Origin of the sequence: Arthrobacter sp. MMS18-M83 (assembly GCF_026683955.1) — a bacterium.
In the GTDB taxonomy this organism is placed as follows: Bacteria; Actinomycetota; Actinomycetes; order Actinomycetales; family Micrococcaceae; genus Arthrobacter.
On the sequence record NZ_CP113343.1, the window covers coordinates 1260972 to 1287903 of the forward strand.

The 26932-nt window shown below is 63.3% G+C and carries 25 protein-coding genes; 15 read left to right on the plus strand and 10 right to left on the minus strand.

Annotation, left to right across the window (positions count from 1 at the left end; genetic code table 11):
- Positions 1 to 316 precede the first annotated feature (316 nt).
- On the plus strand, positions 317 to 1015 hold the full coding sequence (locus OW521_RS05915) for a TIGR03089 family protein (RefSeq protein WP_268023739.1): 699 nt from the start codon (positions 317 to 319) through the stop codon (positions 1013 to 1015).
- Here the strand turns inward: OW521_RS05915 and OW521_RS05920 are convergent.
- Positions 1002 to 1592, minus strand: coding sequence for a GtrA family protein (locus OW521_RS05920; RefSeq protein ID WP_268023740.1), 591 nt, complete (start codon positions 1590 to 1592; stop codon positions 1002 to 1004). The two genes, OW521_RS05915 and OW521_RS05920, sit on opposite strands and share 14 nt — an antisense overlap.
- A 231-nt stretch (positions 1593 to 1823) precedes the next feature.
- Between OW521_RS05920 and OW521_RS05925 the strand changes: the two genes are divergently transcribed.
- The 4 genes from OW521_RS05925 to OW521_RS05940 all read left to right on the plus strand — a co-directional run bounded on the left by OW521_RS05925 (position 1824) and on the right by OW521_RS05940 (position 5894).
- The gene (locus OW521_RS05925; RefSeq protein ID WP_268025709.1) at positions 1824 to 2963 is read left to right on the plus strand and encodes a 5-(carboxyamino)imidazole ribonucleotide synthase; all 1140 of its coding nucleotides are present in this window, start codon (positions 1824 to 1826) and stop codon (positions 2961 to 2963) included.
- A complete protein-coding gene (gene purE / locus OW521_RS05930) occupies positions 2960 to 3553 on the plus strand; it encodes a 5-(carboxyamino)imidazole ribonucleotide mutase (RefSeq protein WP_268023741.1) in 594 nt (197 codons plus the stop codon). The genes OW521_RS05925 and purE overlap by 4 nt, the downstream gene beginning before the upstream one ends.
- Before the next feature lie 151 nt (positions 3554 to 3704).
- Positions 3705 to 4955 (plus strand): mannose-6-phosphate isomerase, class I, encoded by a 1251-nt coding sequence (gene manA / locus OW521_RS05935; RefSeq protein ID WP_268023742.1) that lies wholly within the window; start codon positions 3705 to 3707, stop codon positions 4953 to 4955.
- Between the two features lie 3 nt (positions 4956 to 4958).
- Positions 4959 to 5894: a lipid II:glycine glycyltransferase FemX gene (locus tag OW521_RS05940; RefSeq protein ID WP_268023744.1), complete on the plus strand. Its 936-nt coding sequence runs from the start codon at positions 4959 to 4961 to the stop codon at positions 5892 to 5894.
- Positions 5895 to 5928: 34 nt separating this feature from the next.
- Here the strand turns inward: OW521_RS05940 and OW521_RS05945 are convergent, their stop codons facing one another.
- Both OW521_RS05945 and glpX read right to left on the minus strand, forming a co-directional pair.
- Positions 5929 to 6867 carry an endonuclease domain-containing protein gene (locus tag OW521_RS05945; RefSeq protein WP_268023746.1) on the minus strand — a complete coding sequence of 313 codons (939 nt, stop codon included), beginning with the start codon at positions 6865 to 6867 and terminating at the stop codon, positions 5929 to 5931.
- Positions 6868 to 7030: 163 nt separating this feature from the next.
- Complete coding sequence (glpX, locus tag OW521_RS05950) at positions 7031 to 8050, minus strand: class II fructose-bisphosphatase (RefSeq protein WP_265978716.1); 1020 nt, start codon at positions 8048 to 8050, stop codon at positions 7031 to 7033.
- Between the two features lie 204 nt (positions 8051 to 8254).
- Between glpX and OW521_RS05955 the strand changes: the two genes are divergently transcribed.
- The 5 genes from OW521_RS05955 to OW521_RS05975 all read left to right on the plus strand — a co-directional run bounded on the left by OW521_RS05955 (position 8255) and on the right by OW521_RS05975 (position 13617).
- On the plus strand, positions 8255 to 8974 hold the full coding sequence (locus OW521_RS05955; protein WP_268023748.1) for a DUF4245 domain-containing protein: 720 nt from the start codon (positions 8255 to 8257) through the stop codon (positions 8972 to 8974).
- Positions 8975 to 8983: 9 nt separating this feature from the next.
- Positions 8984 to 9598 carry a carbonic anhydrase gene (locus tag OW521_RS05960; RefSeq protein ID WP_268023750.1) on the plus strand — a complete coding sequence of 205 codons (615 nt, stop codon included), beginning with the start codon at positions 8984 to 8986 and terminating at the stop codon, positions 9596 to 9598.
- A gap of 98 nt (positions 9599 to 9696) precedes the next feature.
- Positions 9697 to 11133, plus strand: coding sequence for a class II fumarate hydratase (locus OW521_RS05965; protein ID WP_268023751.1), 1437 nt, complete (start codon positions 9697 to 9699; stop codon positions 11131 to 11133).
- 130 nt (positions 11134 to 11263) lie between these two features.
- Positions 11264 to 11932, plus strand: coding sequence for a TetR/AcrR family transcriptional regulator (locus OW521_RS05970; RefSeq protein WP_268023752.1), 669 nt, complete (start codon positions 11264 to 11266; stop codon positions 11930 to 11932).
- Positions 11929 to 13617: an MDR family MFS transporter gene (locus OW521_RS05975; protein ID WP_268023753.1), complete on the plus strand. Its 1689-nt coding sequence runs from the start codon at positions 11929 to 11931 to the stop codon at positions 13615 to 13617. Before OW521_RS05970 ends, OW521_RS05975 begins: the two co-directional genes overlap by 4 nt.
- Positions 13618 to 13805: 188 nt before the next feature.
- On the opposite strand, the gene OW521_RS05980 is transcribed toward OW521_RS05975, so the two are convergent.
- Complete coding sequence (locus tag OW521_RS05980) at positions 13806 to 14279, minus strand: NUDIX hydrolase (protein ID WP_268023754.1); 474 nt, start codon at positions 14277 to 14279, stop codon at positions 13806 to 13808.
- A gap of 164 nt (positions 14280 to 14443) precedes the next feature.
- Positions 14444 to 15022 carry a prepilin peptidase gene (locus OW521_RS05985; RefSeq protein WP_268023755.1) on the minus strand — a complete coding sequence of 193 codons (579 nt, stop codon included), beginning with the start codon at positions 15020 to 15022 and terminating at the stop codon, positions 14444 to 14446.
- Between the two features lie 59 nt (positions 15023 to 15081).
- On the opposite strand from OW521_RS05985, the gene OW521_RS05990 reads away from it, so the two are divergent.
- Both OW521_RS05990 and OW521_RS05995 read left to right on the plus strand, forming a co-directional pair.
- On the plus strand, positions 15082 to 15852 hold the full coding sequence (locus OW521_RS05990; protein WP_268023756.1) for a hypothetical protein: 771 nt from the start codon (positions 15082 to 15084) through the stop codon (positions 15850 to 15852).
- A gap of 143 nt (positions 15853 to 15995) precedes the next feature.
- Positions 15996 to 16640 carry a GNAT family N-acetyltransferase gene (locus OW521_RS05995; RefSeq protein WP_268023757.1) on the plus strand — a complete coding sequence of 215 codons (645 nt, stop codon included), beginning with the start codon at positions 15996 to 15998 and terminating at the stop codon, positions 16638 to 16640.
- Positions 16641 to 16938: 298 nt separating this feature from the next.
- Here the strand turns inward: OW521_RS05995 and OW521_RS06000 are convergent, their stop codons facing one another.
- The 5 genes from OW521_RS06000 to OW521_RS06020 form a co-directional block, all read right to left on the minus strand.
- Positions 16939 to 18213 (minus strand): PhoH family protein, encoded by a 1275-nt coding sequence (locus tag OW521_RS06000; RefSeq protein WP_442781220.1) that lies wholly within the window; start codon positions 18211 to 18213, stop codon positions 16939 to 16941.
- A 371-nt stretch (positions 18214 to 18584) separates the two neighbouring features.
- Positions 18585 to 19346 carry an isoprenyl transferase gene (locus tag OW521_RS06005; protein WP_268025712.1) on the minus strand — a complete coding sequence of 254 codons (762 nt, stop codon included), beginning with the start codon at positions 19344 to 19346 and terminating at the stop codon, positions 18585 to 18587.
- 8 nt (positions 19347 to 19354) lie between these two features.
- Positions 19355 to 19897 (minus strand): hypothetical protein, encoded by a 543-nt coding sequence (locus tag OW521_RS06010; protein WP_268023759.1) that lies wholly within the window; start codon positions 19895 to 19897, stop codon positions 19355 to 19357.
- The gene (locus tag OW521_RS06015) at positions 19894 to 20448 is read right to left on the minus strand and encodes an RNA polymerase sigma factor (RefSeq protein ID WP_268023760.1); all 555 of its coding nucleotides are present in this window, start codon (positions 20446 to 20448) and stop codon (positions 19894 to 19896) included. Before OW521_RS06015 ends, OW521_RS06010 begins: the two co-directional genes overlap by 4 nt.
- Positions 20449 to 20837: 389 nt before the next feature.
- Positions 20838 to 22127, minus strand: coding sequence for an adenylosuccinate synthase (locus OW521_RS06020; RefSeq protein ID WP_268023761.1), 1290 nt, complete (start codon positions 22125 to 22127; stop codon positions 20838 to 20840).
- A 445-nt stretch (positions 22128 to 22572) separates the two neighbouring features.
- Here OW521_RS06020 and OW521_RS06025 point away from each other — a divergent pair, with 445 nt between their 5' ends.
- The 3 genes from OW521_RS06025 to OW521_RS06035 all read left to right on the plus strand — a co-directional run bounded on the left by OW521_RS06025 (position 22573) and on the right by OW521_RS06035 (position 26558).
- Positions 22573 to 24264 carry a phospholipase C gene (locus tag OW521_RS06025; protein ID WP_268023762.1) on the plus strand — a complete coding sequence of 564 codons (1692 nt, stop codon included), beginning with the start codon at positions 22573 to 22575 and terminating at the stop codon, positions 24262 to 24264.
- A 208-nt stretch (positions 24265 to 24472) separates the two neighbouring features.
- Positions 24473 to 25105, plus strand: coding sequence for a uracil-DNA glycosylase (locus OW521_RS06030; protein WP_268023763.1), 633 nt, complete (start codon positions 24473 to 24475; stop codon positions 25103 to 25105).
- 346 nt (positions 25106 to 25451) lie between these two features.
- Complete coding sequence (locus OW521_RS06035) at positions 25452 to 26558, plus strand: IS110 family transposase (protein WP_268023764.1); 1107 nt, start codon at positions 25452 to 25454, stop codon at positions 26556 to 26558.
- The last annotated feature ends 374 nt before the right edge of the window (positions 26559 to 26932 follow it).

Consider the following 26932-nt stretch of genomic DNA (forward strand, 5'->3'; position numbering starts at 1 on the left):
GTTATGTTACCGATACTCCCGCAGCGGCGTTCGATATCTAATTACACGCGTGTAACTACCAAGCCGTCAAGCCGCGCCGGGATAATAATCAACTTTCCGCACTAACTGCTGCCGCGCCACGCCCGGGATTTTTCCGCACCACCCGCGCGCCCAGGCGAAAAACGGAAGCCGTGAATCAGTTAATATGTATTTTCGTTGAATTTCAGGGAAATCATGCGGTCACGGGATCGTCGCTCGAACAACCCCGACCGGCCCCGTGTGGCGCAATTCACATACTCCCCGTGGCTGCGCGGGCCCCCCGTGGCAAGATGTAGCCATGAGCACCCCCGCGATGAACCTGATGGCAGCCCTGCGTTCCGGACACGCCACGTCACCCCGCCTGACCTGGTACGGACCGGATGCCGAACGGGTGGAGCTTTCAGGCCGGGTTCTGGACAATTGGGTCGCCAAGACCAGCAACTTGCTTCAGGACGAGTTCGACGCCGAGCCGGGCATGAGCCTGCGCCTGGACCTGCCGGCCCATTGGAAGTCCCTTGTGTGGGCGCTGGCCGGCTGGCAATTGGGCATGGAATTGGTGCTCGACGGCGGCAGCGCCGATCTCCTTGTGACGGACACCCCCGACGTCGGTGCTGGCTCGGACTTTGATGCGGTCGTCGCCGTGCCGCTGGCGGCACTCGCGATGCGCTGGCCCGGGGAACTGCCAGTCGGCGTCGTGGACTACGCCGCAGAGGTCCGCTCCCACGGCGACGTGTTCATGGCACACGCCGAACCGGACCCCGCGCTGCCGGCCCTGCGCCGCACTGAAACCGGATACGCGCACAATGAATTGCTGGACGGCTTTGCCAAGGAACACGAGACCGGTGTTCGGCTGCTGGTCCGCGCAGCCGACGGCTTGGAATCAGCGCTGGCGGAGGCGCTGGGCGCATGGAAGGAAGACGGCTCAGTGGTGCTGGTTCACCCCGACGTCGAAGTCACCCAGCACCTGCTGGACAACGAGCGTGTTAGCGGCGCTTGACCGCTTCTTCGCCTTCACCGGAGCCAGCGTCAGCGTCGGCGCTACCAGCGGCATTAGCGGCGTTGATGGCCTTGGCCTTGGCCTTGTGATGGGCTTCGATGAGCTCGTGGTCATGCGAGAAGGCCGGCTCTTCGTCCAGTTCCTTGTTGAACACCAGGAAGCGGTAGGCGAAGAAGCGCACAACTGTGGCCACCAGGATGCCGACCACGCCGGCACCGAAGAGGATGTTCTTATCCTGGATATTCATGCCGTATTTGGCGATGGCCGTGAGGCCGGTGGAAATACCGATGCCAATGCCGTTGATGATGATGAACATCACGAACTCGCGCACCACGTTGTCCTGGCGGCGGTGGCGGAACGTCCAGAAGCGGTTGGCAATCCAGGAGAACACCGTGGCCACAGTGGCTCCGACGAAACGGGCCTTGGCCTCGCTGTCCGACATCGGACCGTGCATGAGATAGTAGGTCAGGCCATTGTCTATGACGAACGCAACACCGCCGACAGCGCCGAACTTGGCTACTTCGCGCCAAAAGAGCGAGGCAAGTCCGCGGATGCGATCTGCAAGTGTGTTGATCATGACCCTCCATGGCCGTTGTTCTAGGGGGCCGATGGGCCGAAGTCTTCATTTTAGCGCCGATTCCTTGAGGCTTGCCCAATTGTTCCGCGCCAACGGCCCCGCACGGGAACCCTTTCGGCAGCCATGCCGGCAACGGTGGCAGCGGAATCCAGGAACGGCTGCTGGTTCGGTAGGCTGAACCTTGTGACTTTTCCTGTAATTGGCGTGGTGGGCGGCGGCCAGCTCGCACGAATGATGGCTCCGGCCGCGACCGCTCTTGGCTTTGAACTCCGTGTCCTTGCCGAAGGCGAGGACGTTTCTGCCGCCCAGGCCGTGGCGACGGCTCCAGTCGGCGACTACACGGACCTCGCGGCCTTGCTCGAGTTCTCCAAGGGATTGGACGTCATGACGTTCGACCACGAGCACGTCCCCACCGAGCACCTTCGCGCCCTGATCGAGGCCGGCGTCAATGTCCAACCAGGCCCGGATGCGCTCGTGCACGCGCAGGACAAACTGGTGATGCGTGCAGCGATCGACCGCCTCGGGCTGCCCAACCCGGAGTGGGCAGCCGTCCACGGCGTCGAAGACCTTGTGGCTTTCGGTGAGCAGATCGGCTGGCCGATCGTCCTGAAGACTCCGCGCGGCGGCTATGACGGCAAGGGCGTGCGAATCGTTCACTCCGCGGACGACGCCCGGACCACAACGGACTGGTTCGCGGCCATGAGCCCGCTGCTGGCCGAGGCGAAGGTTGACTTCAGCCGCGAGCTGTCCGCGCTCGTCGCAAGAACGCCCGACGGCGAATCGCGCGCTTGGCCGGTTGTCCACACTGTCCAGGTGGACGGCGTCTGCGACGAAGTCATTGCGCCTGCCCAGGACATTCCCGTGGAGGTCGCCGCTGCCGCCGAAGAGGCAGCGCTGCGGATCGCCAATGAACTCGGCGTTACTGGCGTCATGGCGGCAGAACTCTTTGAGACTCCCGGCGTCGGGGTCGGCTTCCTGGTCAACGAACTCGCGATGCGTCCGCACAACACGGGCCACTGGACGCAGGATGGCTCGGTCACGAGCCAGTTTGAGCAGCACTTGCGCGCGGTCCTCAACCTCCCCCTCGGCGCCACCGACGCCTTGGGCGCGGTGGTGGTCATGAAGAACTTCCTGGGTGGCGCCAACCAGGATCTCTTCAGCGCCTACCCCAAGGCCCTCGCCTATGAGCCCGCCGCGAAGATCCACTGCTACGGGAAATCCGTGCGTGCCGGCCGCAAGATCGGCCACGTGAACCTCGTCGGCACTTCCACAGCAGACGTCGATTCCATCCGGCACCGCGCCACCGTTGTTGCCGACATCATCCGTGACGGCCGCATGCCGGCAGAGACCACCACCGAGGAGACCGCATGAGTGCAGAAAACACGGGTGCTGAAAACGCGAGTGCGGAGAACGCCACCCCGATCGTAGGCCTGGTCATGGGCTCCGACTCCGACTGGCCGGTCATGGAAGCTGCGGCGGACGCCCTGGCTGAATTCGGCATCCCCTTCGAAGCCGACGTGGTCTCCGCCCACCGCATGCCCACGGAAATGATCCGCTACGGGCAGACTGCCCATGAGCGCGGCATCCGCGTCATCATCGCCGGAGCAGGTGGCGCCGCCCATTTGCCGGGCATGCTCGCATCCGTCACCCCGCTGCCCGTGATCGGCGTCCCGGTCCCGCTGAAGACCCTGGATGGCATGGATTCCCTGCTGTCCATCGTTCAGATGCCCGCAGGCGTACCCGTGGCGACCGTGTCGATCGGGGGCGCCCGCAACGCCGGGCTCCTCGCCGTGCGCATGCTTGCTTCCGGAACGGATGAACTGGCCGTCAGGCTTCGTGGCGATCTGCTCGAGTTTGCCCAGGAGCTCAACAACACTGCCACGGAAAAAGGGGCCAGGCTCCGCGACAAGGTGGCCGAGGTGTTCTCCACGGCCAACGTCTCCGCTCGGAGCAGCCGCTAAGAGGGCGTTGCGATGTCCAATGGCCGGCCCGCTCGGAACCAGCCGGAACGAACCTGACGGATCCCAGCAACGGGCAATGCAGACCGTTGTAGGCTGGCAAGCGCCCGAATTATCCGAACGTACCGCCTCGTAATGACAAGGATCCCCTGCCGTGTACCTGCTTGAGAACGTTCTGCGACCGTATGCTTGGGGATCGACGACGGCGATCTCCACCCTGCTGGGAAGGCCGGCCTCGGGCGGACCCGAGGCGGAGTTGTGGATCGGAGCGCACCCCGACTCGCCTTCCCTAGCCACCCGGCCCGATGGGTCCTCCGTTGCCTTGGACGCCCTGATCAACGCAGATCCCGCCCATTTCCTAGGCGAATCCAGCCTGGCCGAGTTCGGTCCCCGTTTGCCGTTCCTCACCAAGCTCCTTGCGGCGGACAAGCCCCTGTCCTTACAGGTCCACCCGAGGCTGCAGCAAGCCAGGGAAGGCTTCGCAAAGGAAAATGCCGCGGGCGTGGCAGCGGATGCCCCGGGGCGCAACTACCGGGACGACAACCACAAGCCGGAGATGATCTTCGCGCTGACCCCGTTTGAGGCGCTCTGCGGTTTCCGTCCAGCCGCCGAGTCGCTACGCGTTTTCGAGCACCTCGCGACTCTCCTGGACCTGGCCGCCGTCGACGTCCCGGAGGTCATCACGGGGGTCATCGCAGACCTATCCGGCCCTGACGAGTCTGCCGCTCTCAAGGCTGCGTTCACCCGCCTGATTACCGGCGGGGATGCCGTCTCGGCGGCAACGGAGCAAGTGGTCTCCGTCTTGAAGGCGGGCGCGCCAATGGGTATCCACACCGCGGAGCTCACCACGTTGGTTGGCATCAACAGTGAGTTCCCGGGGGATCCGGGTGTCCTGATCTCCCTGCTCTTGAATCTGGTCTTCCTGGCACCGGGCGAATCCGTCTACCTGCCGGGCGGAAACGTCCACGCTTATTTGAAGGGCCTCGGCGTGGAGGTCATGGCGGCCTCGGACAATGTGCTCCGCGGTGGCCTCACCCCCAAGCACATCGATGTTCCCGAACTCCTGAAGACCATCGAGTTCGCTTCCCTCGGGGTGCCGCGCATCGTGCCGCGGACCTCGGGGTTTGGCCAGGATCTCTATGTGCCGCCGTTCCGGGAATTCCAACTCCAGCGCATCGAGTTGGTTCCGGGAGCGGAACCGGTGCCGCTGGCGCAAGTCGGTCCCGCCGTCGTCGTGGTCGTGTCGGGTTCCGTCGTGCTCGACTCCCCCAAGAGCGAACTCGCCGTCGCGCGTGGCGGAAGTGCGTTCATCCCTGCGGCCGAAGAGCCCGTCATGGTGCACCCGGCTTCAGGCGCAGCGGGAACGAGCGTTGCGTTCGCCGTCACAACGGGGCTGGGGAACTAGGCCGTGGAGTATTTCCTGCAGACGCCCGCTTGGGCGTCCTTCCAGCGTTCCCTCGGCCGTACCGTGCACGAGGAATCCGGCCCCGGGTGGCGTTTCCTTGCTGTGGAGGAAAAGAACCCTGCCGGCAAGGTGATCTACACGCCGTACGGACCTGTGGCCGATTCGGTGGAGGCCTTCGACGCGGCTGTAGAGGCACTCGTGGACATCGCGCGTCGCAGCAGGGCAGTGTTTGTCCGGATGGAACCTGTCACCGCCGGGTTCGAAGCCGCCGACGCCGACGCGGTACTTCGGGCTCGCGGCCTGCAGCCGGCGCCGTCCAACCAGCAGCCGGAACTGAGCTGGATTGTGGACCTCGACGGCGATTTCAAGGACGTCCTTGCGGGCATGAAACCTACCAACCGGAACCTGTACCGCAACATCCACAAGAAGGGCGTAACGTTCCGGTCTTCGCAGGATCCTGAAGAGATCTCGATACTTCTCAACTTCCTGCACATGACTGCGGCACGCAACGGTTTCAAACCCCAAAGCGACGACTACTTGAGCTCGGTAGCCCGTTCCCTCATGCCTGCCGGCGCTGGCACCCTGTTCATCGCCGAACTGGAAGGCGAGCCCATTGCCGCCGCATTGGCGTACGACTCCGCCGACACGCGTACCTACGCCCACGCGGCCCTAGACGACACTCACCGCAAGCTCAGCGCGGGCATTCCGTTGCTCGTGACGCTGATGGCCGATGCCAAGGACAAGGGACTCAAGCACGTCGACCTGTGGGGTGTTGCCCCGGAAGGCGATCCCGACCATAAGTGGGCCGGATTCACTGCCTTCAAGAAGTCCTTCGGCGGCCGCGAAATTGCCTACCCGGGCACGTGGGACCTTCCCGTGAACAAGCTCCGATACGGTGCCTACCAACTCGCGCGCAAGCTCCGCGAAAAGCTCCGCTGACTCTTTTCTCCGCGCGAACTGGCAGCAAATGCCCTCAAAATTCAATTTTGCGGGCATTTGCTGCCAATTCGCGGCCACCCCACAGCGCACGGCGGACTTTCTCCACCACTTCGGGCCGGGGCCCGAGCAAATCGTCATGGTGGACCCGGACTTCGCGCCAACCCAGCCGTTCCGTTAAGGCCTGGCGCCTGATGTCCCTCTGGTACTGCTCAGCTTCCCCATGATGCCGCCCGTCGTATTGGAGGGAGACCCGCTCTTTGAGGTAAGCGGCATCAGGCCAGACAGCGGGCGCGCCCCACTCGTTGAAGATGACGTGGTTCAGCGTGGGTTCAGGCAAACCTGAATGCAGCAATATGAGGCGCATTTGCGTTTCCTGCGGTGAATCGGCGCCGACTCGAACCAAATCCAGGGCCAGCCGTGCCTTGCGTACGCCTCTCATGCCGGGGTGGCCTGCCACCATCGCCTTCAAATCCTCAATGGTTGCCAAGGCCTCGCGTGGTCTGGGATGGTTGTCGCCGTGCTCGACGACGATCGAGTCGCCCGCCGCGACAATGTCTTCGATGCTCATCAATTGGGCCAAGTCCAGCCACGTCCGCGCCGGCGAGGTGAGCCGGACGCCGTCGAGCACTATCACTTCACCCGGTTTGAACGTGAGTTGGTGCCCGGCAACATTCCGCCTCCGCGGTTTCCATGTCTCGCCCGGCCGAGCCAGGTGGATCCGCCAGTCCTCGTTGAGGGCCGCGGACAGACTGATGCGATGGATCCGCGCGGCCGACCCATGGCTCAGGCAACATTCGGGGTCGAGATCGGTGTAGCCACGGAGGTGCTCCGCGACCGTCCCCGTGCTGTGCAACGGCAGGCGCAATCCCCGCGACAACGTGACAATGCCGTCGCGGCGCAATTGTTTCGGACTCAATCCAAGGCTCTCGGCGGCCGACGCTGGAAAGGAGCCGTTCGGGAGTTGCTGTGGCATCGAAGTCCTGGACATCCTCAATTCTTGCCCGGCTTCGAGTCCTAATTTGAGTTATCCACAGGACGGATTCTGGCGTTAAGAACGAACTGGCAGCAAATGCCCTCAAAATTCGATTTAGAGGGCATTTGCTGCCAGTTCGCGCAAAGCGGCGGGGTGGATCAGCCTACTTGCGGGCGTAGCCTTCCCACTTGCTGGCCTGGTGCTCGCCGTCGACGAAGCGGATGGTGCCGGACTTGGAGCGCATCACGATGGACTGGGTCAGGACCTTGTCCTTGGAGTAGCGCACGCCCCTGAGGAGATCGCCGTCGGTGATGCCCGTAGCTGCGAAGTAGCAGTTGTCGCTCGTCACGAGGTCGTTGGTGGAGAGCACACGCTCGAGGTCGTGGCCGGCGTCGATGGCCTTTTGCTTCTCGTCGTCGCTGGTGGGCCAGAGTCGGCCCTGGATGACACCGCCGAGGGACTTGATGGCGCAAGCGGCAACGATGCCTTCCGGGGTGCCACCGATGCCCATCAGGGCGTCGACGCCGGTGCCGGAACGTGCGGCGGCAATGGCGCCTGCGACGTCGCCGTCCATGATGAACTTGGTGCGGGCGCCGGCTTCGCGGATTTCCTCCACCAGCGGGCGGTGGCGGTCGCGGTCCAGGATCATGACGTTGAGCTGGTTGACCTTGACGCCCTTGGCCTTGGCGATCAAGTGCAGGTTCTGTTTCACCGGCAGACGCAGGTCCACCATGTCAGCTGCTTCGGGACCCGTGACGAGCTTCTCCATGTAGAACACAGCGGAGGGATCGAACATGGTGCCGCGTTCGGCCACTGCCAGCACGGCGAGGGCGTTGTTGATGCCCAGGGCAGTCAGGCGGGTTCCATCGATGGGGTCGACGGCGACGTCGCACTCCGGCCCGGTACCGTCCCCGACGTGCTCGCCGTTGAACAGCATGGGGGCTTCGTCCTTCTCACCCTCGCCAATGACAACGACGCCGTTGAAATGGACGGTGTGGAGGAACGAGCGCATGGCGTCAACCGCGGCGCCGTCGGCCTTGTTCTTGTCGCCGAAACCAACCCAGTGACCGCCGGCGATGGCCGCGGCCTCGGTGACGCGGACAAGTTCGAGGGCCAGGTTGCGGTCCGGCTCATCGGTTCCGACGGCGAGCGCGGGCGAAATCGTGGAATACGTCTGGGACATTGGCGCTGGAGACACGTGAACCTCTTCTTCGATGATGCGATTCGTGGGACCAGGAACGGCCACGCTTGGCGGCCTGGATCATTCCTCTACAAGAGATCATAGTCGGGGCTGGGCAGACGGGTCATGGGATGACCGACTCTCGGAACACCCCTTGCGCGGATTGCCCGATGTGTATTAGCCGCTTGGATAAGGGACTATTGAAGCGTGAGTGATACGCAGGACAAAGCAATTGCCGCCGTCCCTTCGGACAACGGGGGCACCAACCCAGCCGGCACCGACGACGCCAGCCAACCGATTGTCAAGCCCGTCATCCCGGCGAAAGCAGCCAAACGCGCCAACGCTTCGGTGATCGGCATGCTCATCGCGTTGCTACTCTGCGTGGTGGCATTCCTGCCGATCGTGCTCATGAACCCGGCTCCGAAGAGCAACGGCTACCGGCCCAACGTCAATGTGGCAGCAACCGCCGCCAACGCCAAAGATGTGGCGGGTTTCACACCCGTCGCGCCCGATACCGGCGACACATTTAGTCCAAACTACGCCCGTTGGGTATCCGGGACGGGCAACGGCGTGCCCACTTGGGAGGTCGGGTACCTCACTCCCAAGCAAGCGTTCATCGGAATTGTCCAGACCCGCAAGGCCAATCCCACGTGGACATTCCAGCAGACCGGCAGCGCCCCGTTCACTGGCACGCGTAACGCAGGCGGCCACGACTGGGAGCTCCATGACACGGGCAAGGGTAACCGCAGCATGGTCCTGAACTACCGCGGCACCACGATCATCCTGAGTGGCAGCGCAGGACTGGACGAGTTCTCCGCCCTAGCCACGGCCGTGGTGAAGGCAGTGGACGCAGCTCCGGCAGCTTCCCCGGACGCAACCATGAAGCCTGGCGAAACAGTTTCACAACCTGCAACCTCCAAGCCGTAAAGTAGCGCCGTGGCCACCTACCTGACTCCTGCACTTGCCTGGCGCCGTTTGCGCGAAGGAAATGAACGTTTTGTCGCCGGCGAGTCCATGCACCCCAACCAGGACGCCTCGCGCCGGAACTCCCTTGTTGAAGACCAGCATCCCTTCGCCGTGATTTTCGGCTGCTCGGATTCCCGCCTCGCCGCTGAGATCATTTTCGACCTCGGACTTGGCGATGCCTTCGTGGTCCGCACCGCCGGTCAGGTGATCGACGACGCCGTCCTTGGTTCGCTTGAATACAGCATTTCCGAACTTCACGTCCCCCTCATCGTGATCCTTGGCCACGACAGCTGTGGAGCAGTGAAGGCAACCAAGAACGCCGTGGAGACGGGCGAGATGCCGGTCGGGTTCATCCGCTCGCTGGTGGAGCGCATCACGCCGTCCGTCCTGACCGCAATGCGCAACGAGCAGACAGACGTCAACGACATGGTGGTGGAGCACGTCAAGCAAACGGCCCGTCGGTTGGCGGACAGTTCCCGTGTGATTTCCGCCGCGATAGACGACGGCCGCGCCGCCGTCGTCGGGCTTTCCTACAAACTGGACGAAGGCCGCGCGGCGCTGGTTTCCGGCATCGGTAAGCTTTAGGCCAGGCCCTGCAACGCCGTCGATCGGGCGGCAAACAACGGCCGTAGCTTTGCACCACCGGTTTTCGGTCAAGCGGTTGCTCGCCATAAGCTAGCCCCATGACTTCCACTCAAGAATCCAACACGGCCGAGTTCCGTATTGAACATGACACGATGGGCGAAGTTCGCGTTCCGGTGAATGCCTTGTACCGCGCCCAGACGCAACGCGCCGTGGAGAACTTCCCGATCTCCGGCAAGACGCTTGAGCGCGCACACATCGAGGCCCTGGCCCGCGTCAAGAAGGCCGCGGCCCTTGCGAACGCTGAGCTGGGAGTGCTCGATGGGGAGCTCGCCGGGGCGATTGCCAACGCTGCCGATGAGGTTGCCGCCGGAAAGTACGACGGCGACTTCCCCATCGACGTCTTCCAGACCGGTTCGGGCACGTCGTCCAACATGAACACCAACGAGGTCATCGCGGAACTGGCAACGCGCGCCCTCGCCTCCGCCGGAAGTGACAAAGTTGTCCACCCGAACGACCACGTCAACGCCTCCCAGTCCTCCAACGACGTCTTCCCGACGTCCGTCCACGTCGCCGCGACATCGGCGCTGATCAACGATTTGATCCCGGCCCTCGAATACCTGGCTGCTTCCCTGGACCGCAAGGCCGTGGAGTTCAAGGACGTCGTCAAGTCCGGCCGTACGCACCTCATGGATGCCACCCCCGTCACCTTGGGCCAGGAGTTCGGTGGCTACGCCGCGCAGGTCCGTTACGGCATCGAGCGCATCAACGCCGCCCTCCCCCGCGTTGCCGAGGTCCCCTTGGGCGGGACCGCCGTCGGCACCGGCATCAACACACCGGAAGGCTTCCCGGAGCGCGTCATCGAGCTCCTCGCCGCCGACACCGGCCTGCCGCTCACCGAAGCCCGTGACCACTTCGAGGCACAAGCCAACCGCGACGGCCTCATCGAAGGCTCCAGCCAGCTGCGGAACATCGCGATCTCCTTCATGAAGATCAACAACGACCTCCGCTGGATGGGCTCCGGCCCCAACACGGGACTCGGTGAAATCTCCATCCCGGACCTCCAGCCGGGCTCGTCGATCATGCCCGGCAAGGTCAACCCGGTCATCTGCGAAGCCTCGATCATGGTCTGCGCGCAGGTCATCGGCAACGACACCGCTATCGCTTGGTCCGGCACCAACGGCGCGTTCGAGCTCAACGTCGGCATCCCAGTGATGGCCGCCAACCTGCTCGAATCCATCCGTTTGCTGGCCAACACCAGCCGAGTGATGGCCGACAAGATGATCGACGGCATCACCGCCAACGTTGAGCGCGCCCGCTTCCTGGCAGAGGCGTCTCCGTCCATCGTGACCCCGCTGAACAAGTTCATCGGTTACGAAGCAGCGGCAAAGATCGCCAAGAAGGCTGTTGCCGAAGGCCTCACCATCCGTGAAGCCGTGGTCTCCCTCGGCTACCTTGAGCGTGGCGAACTGACCGAGGAGCAGCTGGACAAGGCTCTCGACGTCACCACCATGACCCGGCCGGCCCACAAGGCCTAGCCTCCACCTAGTCCAACTAGCTTGCCCGACGGCGGCCGGCATCTTCCCCACGGAGGGTGCCGGCCGCCGTCGTTGGTTCCGCCCCAAAGTATTGTTGCACTTTTTATAGAAACGTGCAAAACTTTACTTTGTGGAAAATAGTGCAACTATCGACGGCGGCTTACGGGAGCGCAAGCGCGCTCAGACCCGCGCGGCGATCACCGCCGTCGCACGGTCCCTGACGGCCCAGCGCGGCCTCAACGGTTTCACCGTCGAGGAGGCGTGCGAACAGGCCGGGATATCGCGGAGGACGTTCTTCAACTACTTCCATACCAAGGAAGATGCGGTGATCGGCTCGTTCTCCGACGAACTTCCCGGAGTGGCGCTGGAGGCCTTCAGCCGCAACCCGGCCCCCTCGGCCGGTTCCATCTCCAACTCGTTGCTGTCCGCCCTGCGCCAGTTCACCCTGGCAGTCCTTGAGCGGTCCACAGTCAGCCCGTCCGAGATCCGGCAGCTCATCGCTGCCGTCACCGCCGAGCCCCAGCTCCTGGGCCGGTTGACGCGTGAAGGGGAAGTCCGCGAGCGCCAGTTCGCCGAACTCATCGCCGCACGCGAAGGCCTCACCGCAGACCACCCCGAGATCATCATGGCCGCCGCGGTCTTCGGCGCGGTCACCAAGAAGACAAGCCAACAGTTCTTTTCCGAAGAGAACTCCCGGCCCTACCGCGAATTGTTGGATCAGAACCTCAACGCGGCACGAGCGCTCTTCGCCCAGCCGCTGGACACCAACCCCGTCGAACCCCAAAAGGACCAATCGTGAGTACCACTCTCAAGACCAAAGCGGCTACACCGCTGCTCTTGACCCAGAGAAGGATCTGGATCATTTTCTCGTCGCTCATCGCGGGAATGCTGCTCTCCAGCCTGGACCAGACCATCGTGTCCACGGCCATGCCCACCATCGTCGGCAAACTCGGCGGCGTGGAGAACCAGGCCTGGATCACCACCGCCTATCTGCTGGCCACCACCATCGTCATGCCGATCTATGGCAAGTTCGGTGACATCCTGGGCCGGCGCAATCTCTTCCTGATCGCCATCGGTTTGTTCACGGCTGCTTCGATCGGTTGTGCCTTCGCCACCGATTTTTGGGGCTTCGTGATCTTCCGCGCCATCCAGGGCCTGGGCGGCGGCGGCCTCATGATCCTGTCCCAGGCCATCATCGCCGACATCGTGCCGGCCAAGGAACGCGGCAAGTACATGGGTCCCTTGGGCGCCATCTTCGGCCTCTCCGCCGTTGCAGGCCCGCTCCTGGGCGGTTTCTTCGTGGACCACTTGACGTGGGAGTGGGCCTTCTACATCAACATCCCGGTCGGTATCGCGGCGTTTGCCATCGCCTGGTTCACGCTCACCCTGCCGAACAAGAAGGCCGAAAAGCGCATCGATATCCTGGGCGTGCTGCTGCTTTCCGCAGCGACCGCCTGCCTGATCTTCTTCACTGACTTCGGCGGCAAGAAGGACCAGGGCTGGGATTCGCCGCTCACCTGGGCTTTCGGCGCCGGTATGGTGCTCGCCGCGTTCCTCTTCGTTCTCGTGGAGCGCAAGGCCGAGGACCCCATCATTCCGCTGAGCCTGTTCAAGAACCGGATCTTCATCAACGCAACGGCCATCGGCTTCACCCTGGGCCTGGGCATGTTCGCCGCCATCGCCTTCGTGCCGACGTTCCTGCAAATGTCCTCCGGCACTTCAGCCGCCGTCTCCGGCCTGCTTATGCTGCCGATGATGGTGGGACTCATGGGTACTTCGATTTATTCCGGCATCCGCATCTCCAAGACCGGCAAGTACAAGATGTTCCCGATCCTAGGAGCGAGCCTCACGATCGTTGCCATGCTGTGGCTCACCACGCTCACCGCGGCGACTCCGATCTGGGTCATCTGCATCCAGTTGTTCATCTTCGGGGCTGGCCTGGGCTTGATCATGCAGGTCATTGTCCTGGTGGTGCAGAACGCGGTTCCAGCGGAACAGATCGGCACGGCCACGAGCACCAACAACTACTTCCGCGAAGTCGGAGCTTCGTTGGGCGTCGCTGTCTTCGGCTCGATCTTCACCACCCGGCTGGCTGAATCCCTCACCAAAGCCTTCACAGGCGCAGGCGCTTCCGCTGCACAAGCTGCACAGTCCACCAGCAAGCTTGATCCGCAGACCTTGGCCCAACTGCCGGTCCAGGTCAAGGACGCTATCGTCAACGCCTATGCCGATTCGCTGGCACCGGTGTTCTGGTACCTGATCCCGTTCATCGCCGTCGCGCTCCTGCTCGCCATCACCCTCAAGCAGATCCCGCTCTCCGATACTGCCGGCATGGTGGCCCGGGGCGAGGCTGTTGGGGGCGAGGAGGCGGAACGCCTCGAAGCCGAACGGCTCGGAGCGTCCGCCGAGGGGACCGTTGACGGTAACGTTGAGCCGGAGTCCGGCCCGGTCGGCGACAACGACGGCGAGCTCGCCCGGCGCTGAGGCCAGGACATGCCCGGCCTTGGCTCGGACCAGTGGACATATGGGGAATATGCCCAGGGGACGGATGCAAAGCCGGGCATGTCCATCGGGCCGAACGTCCGACCAGCCGACCCGCCGACCAGCCGCCCCGCCAATCTGGCCCATAGGGGCGCCGCAATCTTCGGGGGTGCGGCGCCCCTCGCGGCCCGTCAGTCGCGCTGATACGCGACGGCGGTGCCCGGTTCCAGCGCGAGCCTGATGGTTTCGCGGTGGCCAGCACTGATGTCAGGCAACTCGTCCAAGGCAAACCAGCCGACGGCGATCGATTCGTCGTCGTTGACGCGGGCCTCGCCGGAGACGTAGCGGCATTTGAAGGCAATATCCAGGAAGTCGCAGACGTCCCCGTTGGGATACGTGACCGGGCCGATCACGCCCACCGCCAGGATGCGCTCGGTTTCGGCCACCACGGCAGTCTCTTCGAAGATCTCCCGGATCAATCCCGGCGCCGGGTGCTCACCTGGTTCCAGCATCCCCGTAATCAAGGTCCAACGGCCGTTGTCGGCCCGCTGGCACAGAAGGACCCGGTTCTCGTCGTCCAAAACCACGCCCCGCACGCCAGGCAGCCACAGGGGATCATTGCCGATCTTCTCGCGGATTTGGAGGATGAATTCCGGAACCGCCACTGCCTTAGCCCGCTTTCGTTGAAACAGTTATCACCAGCAAGAGCATCGCCTCCGCTTCCGGATCGGATCCGCCAGTAGGGCGAGTATCCCATTGGCGAAGCGCGAATGACAGCGGGCGGGGCTGTTCGGGCGGGCGCCTTTCGCGTCACCTGGGACGGCCGTCCTCAGGCCGGCAGGGCAAGCATCGCCGCCGCCGCACCGGCCAGCATGAAGGGCCCGAAGGGTATTGCTGACTTAAGCGTCCCGCGCCGGGCGATCAAGAGCCCAAGGCTCCACAGGCCGCCGAAGAGGAACGCAGCAAACGTTCCCGCAAAGACATGCGCCCAACCCAGGTAGCCAAGGTACAGGCCTAGGACTCCGGCCAGTTTGACGTCACCGAAGCCCATCCCCGGCGGATACACCAAACGCAGGATGAAGTAGAAAAGCCACAGCACAACTCCCCCGGCCACAATTCCCAGGGCGGGCACACCCAGGAAGGAGGCACCGCCGTCGGGCACGTTTCCGGCCTGGCCGCCGGAGAGGGTTCCAGCCGCTCCGCCTACGGCGACGGCGATCGCTGCGCCGAGCAACAACACTCCCGCGATGGCGTAGGAGGGGAACACGATTCGGTTGGGCAGCAAGTGGTGACGGACATCAATGACTGTGAGGCGGGCAGCCATGATCGCAAAGTACACACATGCTGCGAGAAGCAGCCAGAAGGCCGGGAAACTGGTCCCCCACAATTCGCCGAGTCGTCGGATCACCCTCGGATGCTATCGGGTTTCTGAAACGCGCGCCGGTCACGCACCCTTAGACTGTGGATATGGGGCGCTACAGTGCAGATATCCAAGGCAATCCGGACGCCGACATGTCCTCGATCTTCCGAAACCTCTGCCGTTCCTCCCCGTGGAAATGGACCAGCCTGAGGTTCGAATACCTGGACCGGCCGGGAAACACAGGGGACACAGTACGCGCCTGGTTGCGTCGGCCGGGAGCGCTTCGGCTCGAAACCATCGATGGCACGCTGCTGCATAGCACTACGGGCATTAACGACTCCCGCGACGGGCTTTACCTTGGTTCCAAGCGCAAGTCCTGGCTCTTGCCGGCCCATTTGGTGACCCCCGTTTATGACTCCGGCGGCTTGGTCCGCCGACGCCCGGAGGCGGCATACGGTGAGCCGTCCTTCGGCAATGGACGGCTGGCTGCCGCCCTGGATCCCGTTGAACTCGCGGGGAACGCACCGGTTCCCATGGAATTTCCCGAATCCAACCGAGTGTCGCTCGGCCCCATCCAGGAAGTCGATCACGAGGGACGACCGGCCCTCGAAACGATCGCGACCCCGGGACACAGTTATGTCGCGTCGGATGCCGCCAAGCCGCTCTGTTTTCCCGGACGCACCCTCTTGCGGGTGGACTCGGGAACGGGCGTGTGCGTTTCGAGCCAATCGCTCGACGACGATACCACCGGTCAAGGGCATTGGATGCGGATCCTGGGGGTGGACGAGTACATGCTGGACGATCTGTTCCTCGCCGAATCGATGAACCTCACAGATGTCCGGAAGCACATCAGCTGGGACATCGGCCCCCGCGCCTGAGAGCGGACGGGCGAACCCTGCCAGCTTAGGCGAGAACGCTCGCTCACCTATCAACCCCTCCCACCCAACGCTCGCTCACCTATCAACCCCTCCCACCCAACGCTCGCTCACCTATCTTGACCTGTCCGCACTAGGCTTCCCGGATGAACGAGCTAACCACCATCTGGCCCCTTTTCGGTCTCACCTTGACCACACCCCGCTTGGAACTGCGACCCATCCAGGACGCTGACATCCCTGCAGCGGTCACTGCGGCCCTCAGCGGAATTCACGAACCCGGGAAGGCGCCCTTCGGCAACCCTTGGACGGAACTGCCCGGGGACGAGTTAGGCGCCAACATGGCGCGCTGGTACTGGCGCTGCCGTGCAGGAATGACCCCGGAATCATGGACGCTCCTGCTCGGCATCTGGCGCAACAACGAGTTCATTGGCTGTCAGGACGTGGAGGCGAAGAACTTCCCATCGCTAAGGACTGTTTCCACCGGCTCCTGGCTCAAGAAAGGCGCGCAAGGCCAAGGCCTCGGCAAGGAGATGCGTGCAGCCGCCCTGAGTTACTCCTTCGACTACCTGAACGCAGAGATGGCAACATCCGAAGCTGCCACATGGAACAAGCAATCCCTAGGCGTCTCCGCCAGCCTCGGCTATGAACCCAACGGCGTCTATCGCGACGTCTGGGGTACCAACGTCCGAAACATCCAGAGAGTCCGGCTCACCCCGGAAGCGTTTATTCGACCGGATTGGGAGCTAAAGGTCGAGGGCCACGAAGCCGCAGCCAAGTTCCTAGGTTTGTGAGCGGGCGCCGGCAGGAAACACGACATAAGTGAGCGGGCGTCGGCAGGAAACACGACATAAGTGAGCGAGCGTCGGTGACAGACGCACACGCCTGGACGCGGTTTCGCAGAGGCGTGCATCGCGGTGCATCGGACACCGGAGGTCACTCAGCGACCGGAGCGGGTCCTTATGCGCCGAAACGTCGTCCCGAGGGCCCCGAAGCGAGCTTGCGAGCTTTGGGAAGGGATCTACGCGCTAAGCGACGGCGGAGGGCTGTGGCCCGGCGAACCCGGCCACAGCCCTCCGCGACGGTGGGACCTTAGATTTCAGCCCCTTCGAGCAGTTCCGTCACGAGCGCGGCTATCGGCGATCGCTCGGAGCGGGTCAGGGTGATGTGGCCGAACAGCGGGTGGCCCTTGAGTGTCTCGACGACGGCGGCAACGCCGTCGTGCCGGCCGACCCGGAGATTGTCCCGCTGTGCGACGTCGTGAGTCAGGACGATCTTGGAGTTCTGTCCGATGCGGCTCATCACGGTGAGGAGCACGTTCTTTTCGAGCGACTGGGCTTCGTCCACGATCACGAAGGCGTCGTGGAGGGAGCGTCCGCGGATGTGGGTCAGGGGCATGACTTCGAGCATGCCCCGGTCCATGACTTCTTCCACGACTTCCTGGCTGACGAGTGCACCGAGGGTGTCGAAGACCGCCTGCGCCCAGGGGTTCATCTTCTCTGCCTCGGAACCCGGCAGGTAGCCGAGTTCCTGTCCACCCACCGCGTACAGCGGCCGGAAAACGATCACTTTGCGGTGTTCGCGGCGTTCCAGGACTGCTTCGAGCCCGGCACACAGGGCCAGGGCCGACTTTCCAGTGCCCGCCCGGCCGCCGATCGAGACGATTCCGACGCTGGCATCCATGAGCAGATCAATGGCAAGCCGCTGCTCCGCCGAGCGGCCGTGGAGTCCGAAAACATCACGGTCACCCTTGACCAGGCGTACCTGCTTGTCTGCGCCAACGCGTCCCAAGGCCGAGCCCCGGTTCGAGAGCAGCACCAGGCCGGTGTTGACCGGCAGTTCGGCTGCGGCCGGGATGAAGACCGGTTCGTGGCCGTAGAGGGTGGTGATTTCGTCCTCGCTGGCCTCGATCTCTGCGATGCCGGTCCACCCGGAGTCCTTGACGAGTTCGTTGCGGTACTCGTCCGCCAAAAGCCCCATGGCGGAGGCTTTGACGCGCATGGGTAGGTCTTTGGAAACAACCGTGACGTTGCGGCCCTCGTTGGCGAGATTCTTGGCGACGGCCAGAATGCGGCTGTCGTTGTCGGCCCCACGGAATCCTGCAGGCAGGACTTCGGTGGAGACGTGGTTCATCTCGACACGCAGAGTACCGCCGTCAGATCCTATTGGGATGGGTTGATTCAACCCGCCATGCTCAATGCGCAGGTCATCCAGGAGCCTGAGCGCCTTGCGGGCGAAGTAGCCCAACTCGGGATCGTGGCGTTTCCCTTCCAATTCAGTGATGACCACGATCGGGACAATGACTTCGTGCTCTGCGAAGCGCAACAGGGCGTGCGGATCGGAAAGCAACACGGAAGTGTCAATCACATAGCTTCGGCCAGTAGGGGTTTTGGACGTCTCAGTCCCACCGCTTTTGGCCCGCTTGGTGCGAGAGGTAGCTGAACTTTCCCCGTCGGAAACGATTACGGGCAGTTGCTCAGAAATAGCCACATCGACTCCAGCCCCGGGCGTACCCGGCTTATTCGTGAGGCGGCTCGGCCGGAAGGCCGGGCGCGGCCCCCACGTAACTGGTGCGATGATTCGCTCCATCTACTGGCCTCCCCGATCAGCAGGCGGTTTGCCTACTGATGGGATTAACGTATTCCCGAGCCATTACATTTCCGGTTAGCTCAGACGGCGATTCTTGTAGACAAGATGTGAACTTCCCGTAAACGGAAGCGCACTGAGAAGAAACCGTGTCAGGAACCGAAGCGGCGCTGGCGGCCCGCGTAGTCCCGCAGGGCCCGGAGGAAATCGATCTTGCGGAACGCGGGCCAAAGTGCCTCGCAAAAATAGAACTCGCTGTAGGCGCTTTGCCACATGAGGAACCCGGACAAGCGCTGCTCACCTGATGTGCGGATCACGAGATCGGGGTCAGGCTGGCCGCGGGTATAGAGGAAGCGTGAGATGTCGTCCACTGAGAGTTCGTCGGCGAGCTCGCTGATGTCGCGGCCGTGCGCGACGGCGTCGTGCAGCAGCTCCCGGACGGCGTCGACGATCTCGCGCCGCCCGCCGTACCCGACCGCCACGTTAACGTGCAGCCGCTCGCGGATCGGAGTGCGGGCCGTGAGTTTGTTGAGCCGCTCGGCGAGATAGCCCGGGAGGAGCTCGGGCGCACCCATGGCGTGGACTGAGATATCAGCGTCCTCATCCAGGCGATCCAGGGTGTTGGCGATGATGCCCATCAAGAGTTCAAGTTCTTCGCCGGAGCGGTTCATGTTGTCCGTTGACAGCATGTACAGCGTGACAACCTTGACTCCCAGCTCCTGGCACCACCCCAGGAACTCGTGGATTTTGTCCGCTCCTGCTTGGTGGCCTTCGCTGGTGGGAGCGTTGAATTGCCGCGCCCACCGGCGATTGCCGTCCACCATCACACCGATGTGCCGGGGAATCTTGTCCTGCTTGAGCGATCGGAGCAGCTTGCGCTCGTAGAAGCCGTAGAGGAAGCCGGGCCACTCCATCCGGACACTCACCTTACTTCCTTTGAACGGTAACTGAGAAGCAAAACAAACAACGACGGCGGCTGGCCGGGCGGGCAGCGCACCGCAGGAGCAGGCAGATCAACGGGTGCCGGGTGCGTCGTGACCTTCGGGGAATCGCCGGCGGGGGCTGCGGGCACCAACGATGGCGGAGCTGTGGTCCAGCCCGGCGCCCAGCCCGAGATGAGCGACTGCATGAAATCAGGAGTTCCTTTGCTAAATCCGGAACTCGAGGCCGCCACGCCCCCGATGCCCAGGCCCATTGCGGTCAGGACGGCGGCACCAATGACCGCAGGTCGGTGTTTGCGCAGCCGACGACGCTTGCCGAGTTCGTCGACGGGGCCAACTGCCGCAGCGGTACCAGCCAGCATCGCGGCAAGCGCGGGGCCGGGGACCGGCGCGGGCACGGACGCGAACGATTCCAGTGCTTTCAAAGAATCCGCGAATTCGGAGGCATCCGTCATTCCAGCTTCAAGCATGAGCTCGCGGATGATCGCGTCACGGTCAATGTCCTTGCAATCCCAACGCATCATGGGGCCACGTATTCCTTTACTACCGAGTGCTCGCGGAGTGAATTCAATGCCCGGCGTTGCAGTTGCTTGACTGCGCCTTGGCTTTTCCCCATGATTTCGGCGGCCTGGTCCACCGTCAGGCCGGCAACGATACGAAGCGTCAAGACTTCCCGCTGATCTTCACTAAGGACATCCAACAGCGCCATGACTTCGCTCGGCGCCACACGCTCCATCGCTTCGGCTTCCGCCGAACTCGACTGGCGCGTGTCACGCTCAGGTTCAAACTCGTGGTGCTCCGGCGCCCTGCTTTGCCGACGGTGATCATCCACCATCCGGGCATGGGCTACCGAAAACACAAATGTCCGCAGGCCACTGACGCCACCGGTGATGGTCTCAACCCGTGGCAGGACGGCAAGAAAGACGTCCTGTGTCACAGCTTCCGGATCCGAGACGCCTTTTGCTGTCATATAGCCGAGCACCTGGCCCGCGAAGGCTTGGTAGACGGCGCTGAACAGTTCAGTCTCCCGGCCCCGCAGGGCGCGCAAGGCCGCGTCAGTCAAAGCGTCGGTCACAGAAGCGTGGCTTTCGTTGGGGAACAAATGTCCGGATTAAGCGAGATCCTCGTTGCCGCCGAAACGCCGCACGGCCGGACAACCTCACCTAGCTTAACCGTTGCTCCCACGATGCCCAAGGACCATCTTTCAGTTCCGGAGGCTCGCCTCTCCCGGTCTGTGCACGTCCACGAGACCCTTCAGACATGAAAAGGGCCGAGCTGAAACCTGATGGGGGACAAATTTCAGCTCGGCCTTTCAAAGGGGTAATCGTCGGGGCACCCCAAAGGGTTACGCGGATTCCGAAAGTTTTTTCTGGAGGGTATTTTCCGGGCTTCCAGGCGCCAAAACGACGACGGCGACCCGCCCGGAAAGGGCGGCCCGCCGTCGTCGTCATTCAGCTTTGGTGACTAGTCCTCGATGAGGTCGTGCACCACGATCGTCTGGTCGCGGTCCGGGCCGACGCCGATCGCGGAGAATCGCGTGCCGGAGAGCTTCTCAAGGGCCAGCACGTAGTTGCGGGCGTTCTCGGGGAGGTCTTCCAGGGTCTTGGCGCCCGTGATGTCCTCGGTCCAGCCATCGAAGTACTCGAAGATCGGCACTGCGTGGTGGAACTCGGTCTGGGTCATCGGCATTTCGTCGTGGCGGACGCCGTCGACGTCGTAGGCCACGCAGACGGGGATCTGCTCGATGCCGGTCAGCACGTCCAGCTTGGTGACGAAGTAGTCCGTGAAGCCATTGACGCGGGACGCGTGGCGGGCCAGGACGGCGTCGTACCAACCGCAGCGGCGCGGACGGCCTGTGTTGACGCCGAACTCGCCACCGGTCTTCTGCAGGTACATCCCCATCTCATCAAAGAGCTCAGTGGGGAACGGACCGGCGCCAACACGGGTGGTGTAGGCCTTGATGATGCCGATGGAGCGCGATATCCGGGTGGGTCCGATGCCCGAGCCGACGGACGCGCCGCCGGCAGTCGGGTTGGAGGAGGTCACGAACGGGTAGGTGCCGTGGTCGACGTCCAGGAACGTGGCCTGGCCGCCTTCCATGAGGACCACTTTGCCCTCGTCCAGCGCATTGTTGAGGACCAGGGTGCTGTCAATGACCAGGGGCCGCAGGCGTTCGGCATAGGACAGGAAGTACTCCACGATCTCGTCCACCACCACGTTACGGCGGTTGTAGACCTTGACCAGGAGCTCGTTCTTCTGGCGCAGCGAGCCCTCCACCTTCTGGCGGAGGATCGATTCGTCGAAGACGTCCTGGACGCGTATACCCAGGCGGGCAACCTTGTCCATGTAGGCCGGGCCAATCCCTCTACCGGTGGTGCCGATGGCGCGGCTGCCAAGGAAGCGCTCGGTGACCTTGTCCAACACCTGGTGGTACGGCGCCACGAGGTGGGCATTGGCAGAGATGCGCAAACGGGAAGTGTCCGCGCCACGGGCTTCCAGTCCGTCGATCTCCTGGAACAGCGCCTCGAGGTTCACCACACAGCCGTTGCCGATGATCGGAATTGCGTTGGGGCTCAGAATACCGGCAGGAAGGAGCTTGAGCTCATACTTCTCACCGCCGACCACCACGGTGTGCCCGGCGTTGTTGCCGCCGTTGGGCTTGACCACGTAGTCAACGCGGCCACCGAGCAGGTCGGTTGCTTTGCCTTTGCCTTCGTCGCCCCACTGGGCTCCGACGATCACGATAGCGGGCATGGGATCCTCCCCATTCTTTCGGGCCGGTCCTGGCGGGATCACCAAGGCTCAGCGCCGTACATGAGAACGCCCCGAATCTTTTCGGTCCTGCCCGCAGACTTTCGCAAAAGTTCACCGGCGGGATCAGCAAGAGTTCCGGGGCTCTTACCAGCCAAGTTTAGCCGATACGCCCCGCGGTCTCGGTGTCACACGTCCGGAGAGCGAGATGCAAACAGTGACGGGCTCCTTCGAAGTTCCCTGTGAGCAGAATGTGAACTCTTTCCAAACAGTCCCCATTGAACGTCCAAATCGGCCGTCGGGCCTCAGTCGAGCGGCTACATTCTTTGTGAATCCTTACCCCCAACACACCCAACTAACTCGCATTTGTTGTCGTTATGAGCCGTCTAAACGACAACAAATGCGAGTTAGTTGGGCGGGTACCGCCCGTGAATCTGAAGGGAAATCAATGAATTTTCGCAACAGGCGTCTCCTGTCAACGGCAGGAGTGAGCGCACTCGCAGCATCCACGATCGCTGCCGGCATGATCGGGTTCGGCATGACGCCGGCCTCGGCCAGCGACGACCACAATGGAACCGCGACCCCCATCAAGCACGTTGTGGTGATTTTCGGCGAGAACGTCTCCTTTGACCATTACTTCGCGACGTACCCGCAAGCAGCAAACACGGCTGGCGAAACCCAGCAAGGCAGCGGCGCAGCCGCTCCGACGTTCACTGGAGCCAAGAGCACCCCGAAGAACATCGCCACCCTCGCCCACGACAAGCTGCTGGCGCCTAACAACCCCAACTCGGCCCAGCCCGAGCGTCTGACGCCTGCCCAGGCAGTCACGTGCGACCAGGACCACGAGTACACGGCGGAGCAGAAGGCCTACAACGGTGGCCTGATGAACAAATTCGTCGAGAACACCAGCATGGATACCTGCTCGGGCGGCCAGTTCGGCCGGCCTGGACTCACCATGGACTACTACGACGGCAACACGGTCACCGGGATCTGGAACTACGCGCAGAACTTCGCCATGAGCGACTCCCACTTCAGCACCGTCTTCGGCCCGTCCACACCCGGCGCACTCAACCTGGTGTCCGGCCAGACCCACGGCGTCACGGAGTTCACTGCCACCGGCCAGCCAGTCAAGCCCGCAAGCAGCGACTACACGGTCAAGTTCCCTGACGCCAACGGCGTGGGCACCATGACGGAAGACCCGGATCCGGTCTACGACGACTGCTCCAACAAGAGCCATGCGACCACGCACAACCTCGCCGCCATGCAGGGCAAGAACATCGGCGACCTACTCAATGACAAGGGAGTCAGCTGGGGCTGGTTCCAGGGCGGTTTTGCTCCCACGACGGCGGCAACGGACGCTACTCCGGCAGCTTGCATGACCACCCACACCAACATTGCAGGCGCCAAGGTGACGGACTACAACCCGCACCACCAGCCGTTCCAGTACTACAAGTCAACGTCCATCCCGCACCACCTTGCCCCCGCCAGCGTGGATGAGATCGGGCGCAACGGACAGGCGAACCACCAGTACGACACCACGGACTTCGCCAAGGTAGTCAATTCCGACAACATGCCCGCCGTGTCCTTCCTGAAGGCGGGAAACTACCAGGACGGCCACGCAGGCTACTCCGATCCCCTGGACGAGCAGAAGTTCATCACGCAGCAGGTCAACGCCATCCAGAACTCGAAGAACTGGGAAAACACCGCCGTCATCCTTGCTTACGATGACTCGGACGGTTGGTATGACCACGTTGCCGCTGCTGTGAAGAACTCCTCGAACACCACGGACGACGCCGCGTGGTGCCTGAACGCGTACAACAAGGGTGTGCCTATGGCCCGAGGCTATGCCGACCGCTGCGGCCCCGGCCCCCGCCAGCCGCTCGTGGTGGTCTCACCCTTCGCAAAGAAGAACTTCGTGGACCACACCCAGACGGACCAGGCTTCCATCCTTCGCTTCATCGAGGACAACTGGCACACGGGCCAGATCGGCGACTCGTCGGCAGACGCCAAAGCCGGATCCATCAACGCGATGTTCAACTTTGAGAATGGGCGGGACATCAAGCTCATCCTGAACGAATCGAACGGTACGGTGGTTTCCCGCACCAAGGAAAACGACGACCAGAACGACAACAAGCAGTAGCCGGCGTATCGGAAAAGGCGCCGTCTCGAGCCATCGAGACGGCGCCTTTTCAGTTAACGCACCTACGAAGTCCCGATTCACCCCACAGGTCGCCGCCGTTCCGGTACAGTTAACCAGCCCCCAACACAGCACCCAACCCGACCGGTCGCGTCCAACCGTTCCCGGCCGGACAAGTGCGCCTCGCTACCTGTAGGAGACCAAAGCCCATATGCAAGACCTGGCGACTGATTCACTCGAAGAGCAACTCTGGAACCGACGTTTCGAACCCCACATCGCCGAGGTCACGGGGCTTTGCGATTCCCTCAAAGAACAGAAGCCGGGCAGCGAAGTCCTCTACGTAGACCCCGTCCACAGCGTTGACGAGTGCCGCATCATCAGCCTTTTCTCCAACACCCGCACCACGGAGGGCTCGGGCTTCATTGTCCCGGGTGACGAGGACGCCGCCACCCGTCTGCTGGGCATGCAATGGCAGCTGGGCTTGCGTCCGGAACTCATGATGCCGTGGAACGTGTACCCCTGGATCGAACCGGACGGAGAGCCGGGCAAGCTGACTCCCGCCAACATCACCGAAGGCCTCAAGCCGCTCCTGCGCTTGTTGGCGATTGTGCCGCGCACCTCTGTGCTGGTAGCCCACGGCAATGAAGCCCACCGCTTGGCAGACCAGCTCGTGAAGGCGGCTCCGCAGAGCATCCACCGCCGCGGCTTCAAGACGTTCAAGGTCCGCTCGCTTGGCGGACGTTCCTTTGCCGGCTCCCCCGTCCGCCAGCAGGAGTACCTGGACGTCATCCACGGCGCCTACGCCGAGGCCATGGCCCGGACAGGCCTCACGCCCGTCGGCTAGGACCCTCCCGCAATCCCAACTGGCTCGCAGTTAACGTCGTTTAGACGCCTCATAACGACATTAAGTGCGAGTTAGAGATATGAGGGGAGGAGCGGTCTAGCGGGGTTGCCTCTGGGTCCTTCTGGAGTCCATTTTCGCCGGGCGGATCCGGGCCGCCGGCTTGATGTGGTTTGTTCCGGCTTGTGGGGCGGACGGTCCGGATCCTGCATCCCGGCGGTGATGGCCGCTATCAGAAGGACCCTGGAGTGTGGGCCGGGGCTGGAACCTTCTCTTCAAGTTGACGTGGGTTGTCCCCAGACTTGATCCATTGGGGCAGAGCCACATTTGAAGTTTGGAGGTTCCAGCTATGCACGAGCGTACTCACGTGGGCTTGGATGTCCACGCCCTCACGGTCGTCGCCTGCGCGATCGATGGCGAAACGGGCGAGATGTTCCGGACCCGGCTCACGCCGGACCACGGCGAAATCCTGGCCTGGGTCCAGGCGCTCCCGGGCCCGTCCCGGGTGGTTTACGAGGCCGGGCCCACCGGCTTTGTGCTGGCCAGGGCGTTGCGGGCGGCCGGTGTTGATTGCGTGGTCGCGGCCCCGTCCAAGCTCCAGCGCCCCTCCGGGGACCGGGTGAAAACGGACCGAAACGATGCCCTGCACCTGGCCCGGCTGCTGAAACTGGACCAGATCACCGAGGTCATCGTCCCGGATCCGGGGCAGGAAGCGGCAAGGGATCTGGTCCGGGCCCGGGAAGACACCCGCGGGGACCTGATGCGCGCCCGGCACCGCGTCTCCAAGCTGCTGTTGCGCCAAGGCATCCATTACACCGGCGGGTCGACCTGGAGCCAGGCCCACATGGCCTGGCTCTACCGCCAGCGCTTCGATTCCCCGGCCCTGCAACTGAGCTACGACCTTGCAGTCGAGGCAGTCGCCGAGACCCTGGACCGGCGCGAGCGTCTCGACAAAGAGATCACAAAGATCGCCTACGAGAGCCCGTACACCTCCGTGGTGAGGGCACTCGAATGTCTGCGCGGCGTCTCCACCCTGACCGCGTTCGGCCTGGCGGTGGAGATCGGGGACTGGAACCGCTTCACCGGCCGCACCATCGGCGCCTACCTCGGGCTGGTGCCCACCGAGAACTCCTCCGGCCAGCACCGCTCCCAGGGCGGGATCACGAAGACCGGAAACTCCCATGCACGCCGGCTCCTGGTCGAGGCGGCCTGGCACCACCGCAGACCCTACGACCACCCCTCGGCATCGTTGCGTTCCCGTTGGGAGGCAGCCACCCCCGCGGCCCGGGCCCGGGCACAGGCTGGCAACCGTCGCCTGCACGAGCGCTGGCTCCTCTATCCGGAACGCCGGAAGCGGCCCGTCATCGCCAATGTCGCGATCGCACGGGAACTGGCCGGCTGGTGCTGGTCGCTGGCCAGCGAAGCACAGGCCACCGCCGACCATCACAGGCCCTGACACGTCCGGGATGTCTGCACCGGTGCTTCCCGCAGCGCGTGGAGCGAACTCGCGTCCCAACTATGAGTAACCGCAAAACGGCCACGCTCGACCTTAGAGAAGCGAAATGCTCCAGCCGAACACCTCGTCCTGCGGTAACCAATCCGCGCATATTAGTCTGACCACGCCGTCGCCAACGACACGCTGAGCCCCCGCCAGACACCCCGGCCACAAAGATGCGGACCCACGGCAAAAACAGCCCACCGCCCACATCAAGGAAGCGGTCCCAGGCTCACAACCCGGGACCGCTTCCTCCTGCACATTGACAGAACGAACTACATATTAGTTGGGCGGGGAAAGCGCGACGGCGGCCGCCCACCTTCCGGTGAGCGGCC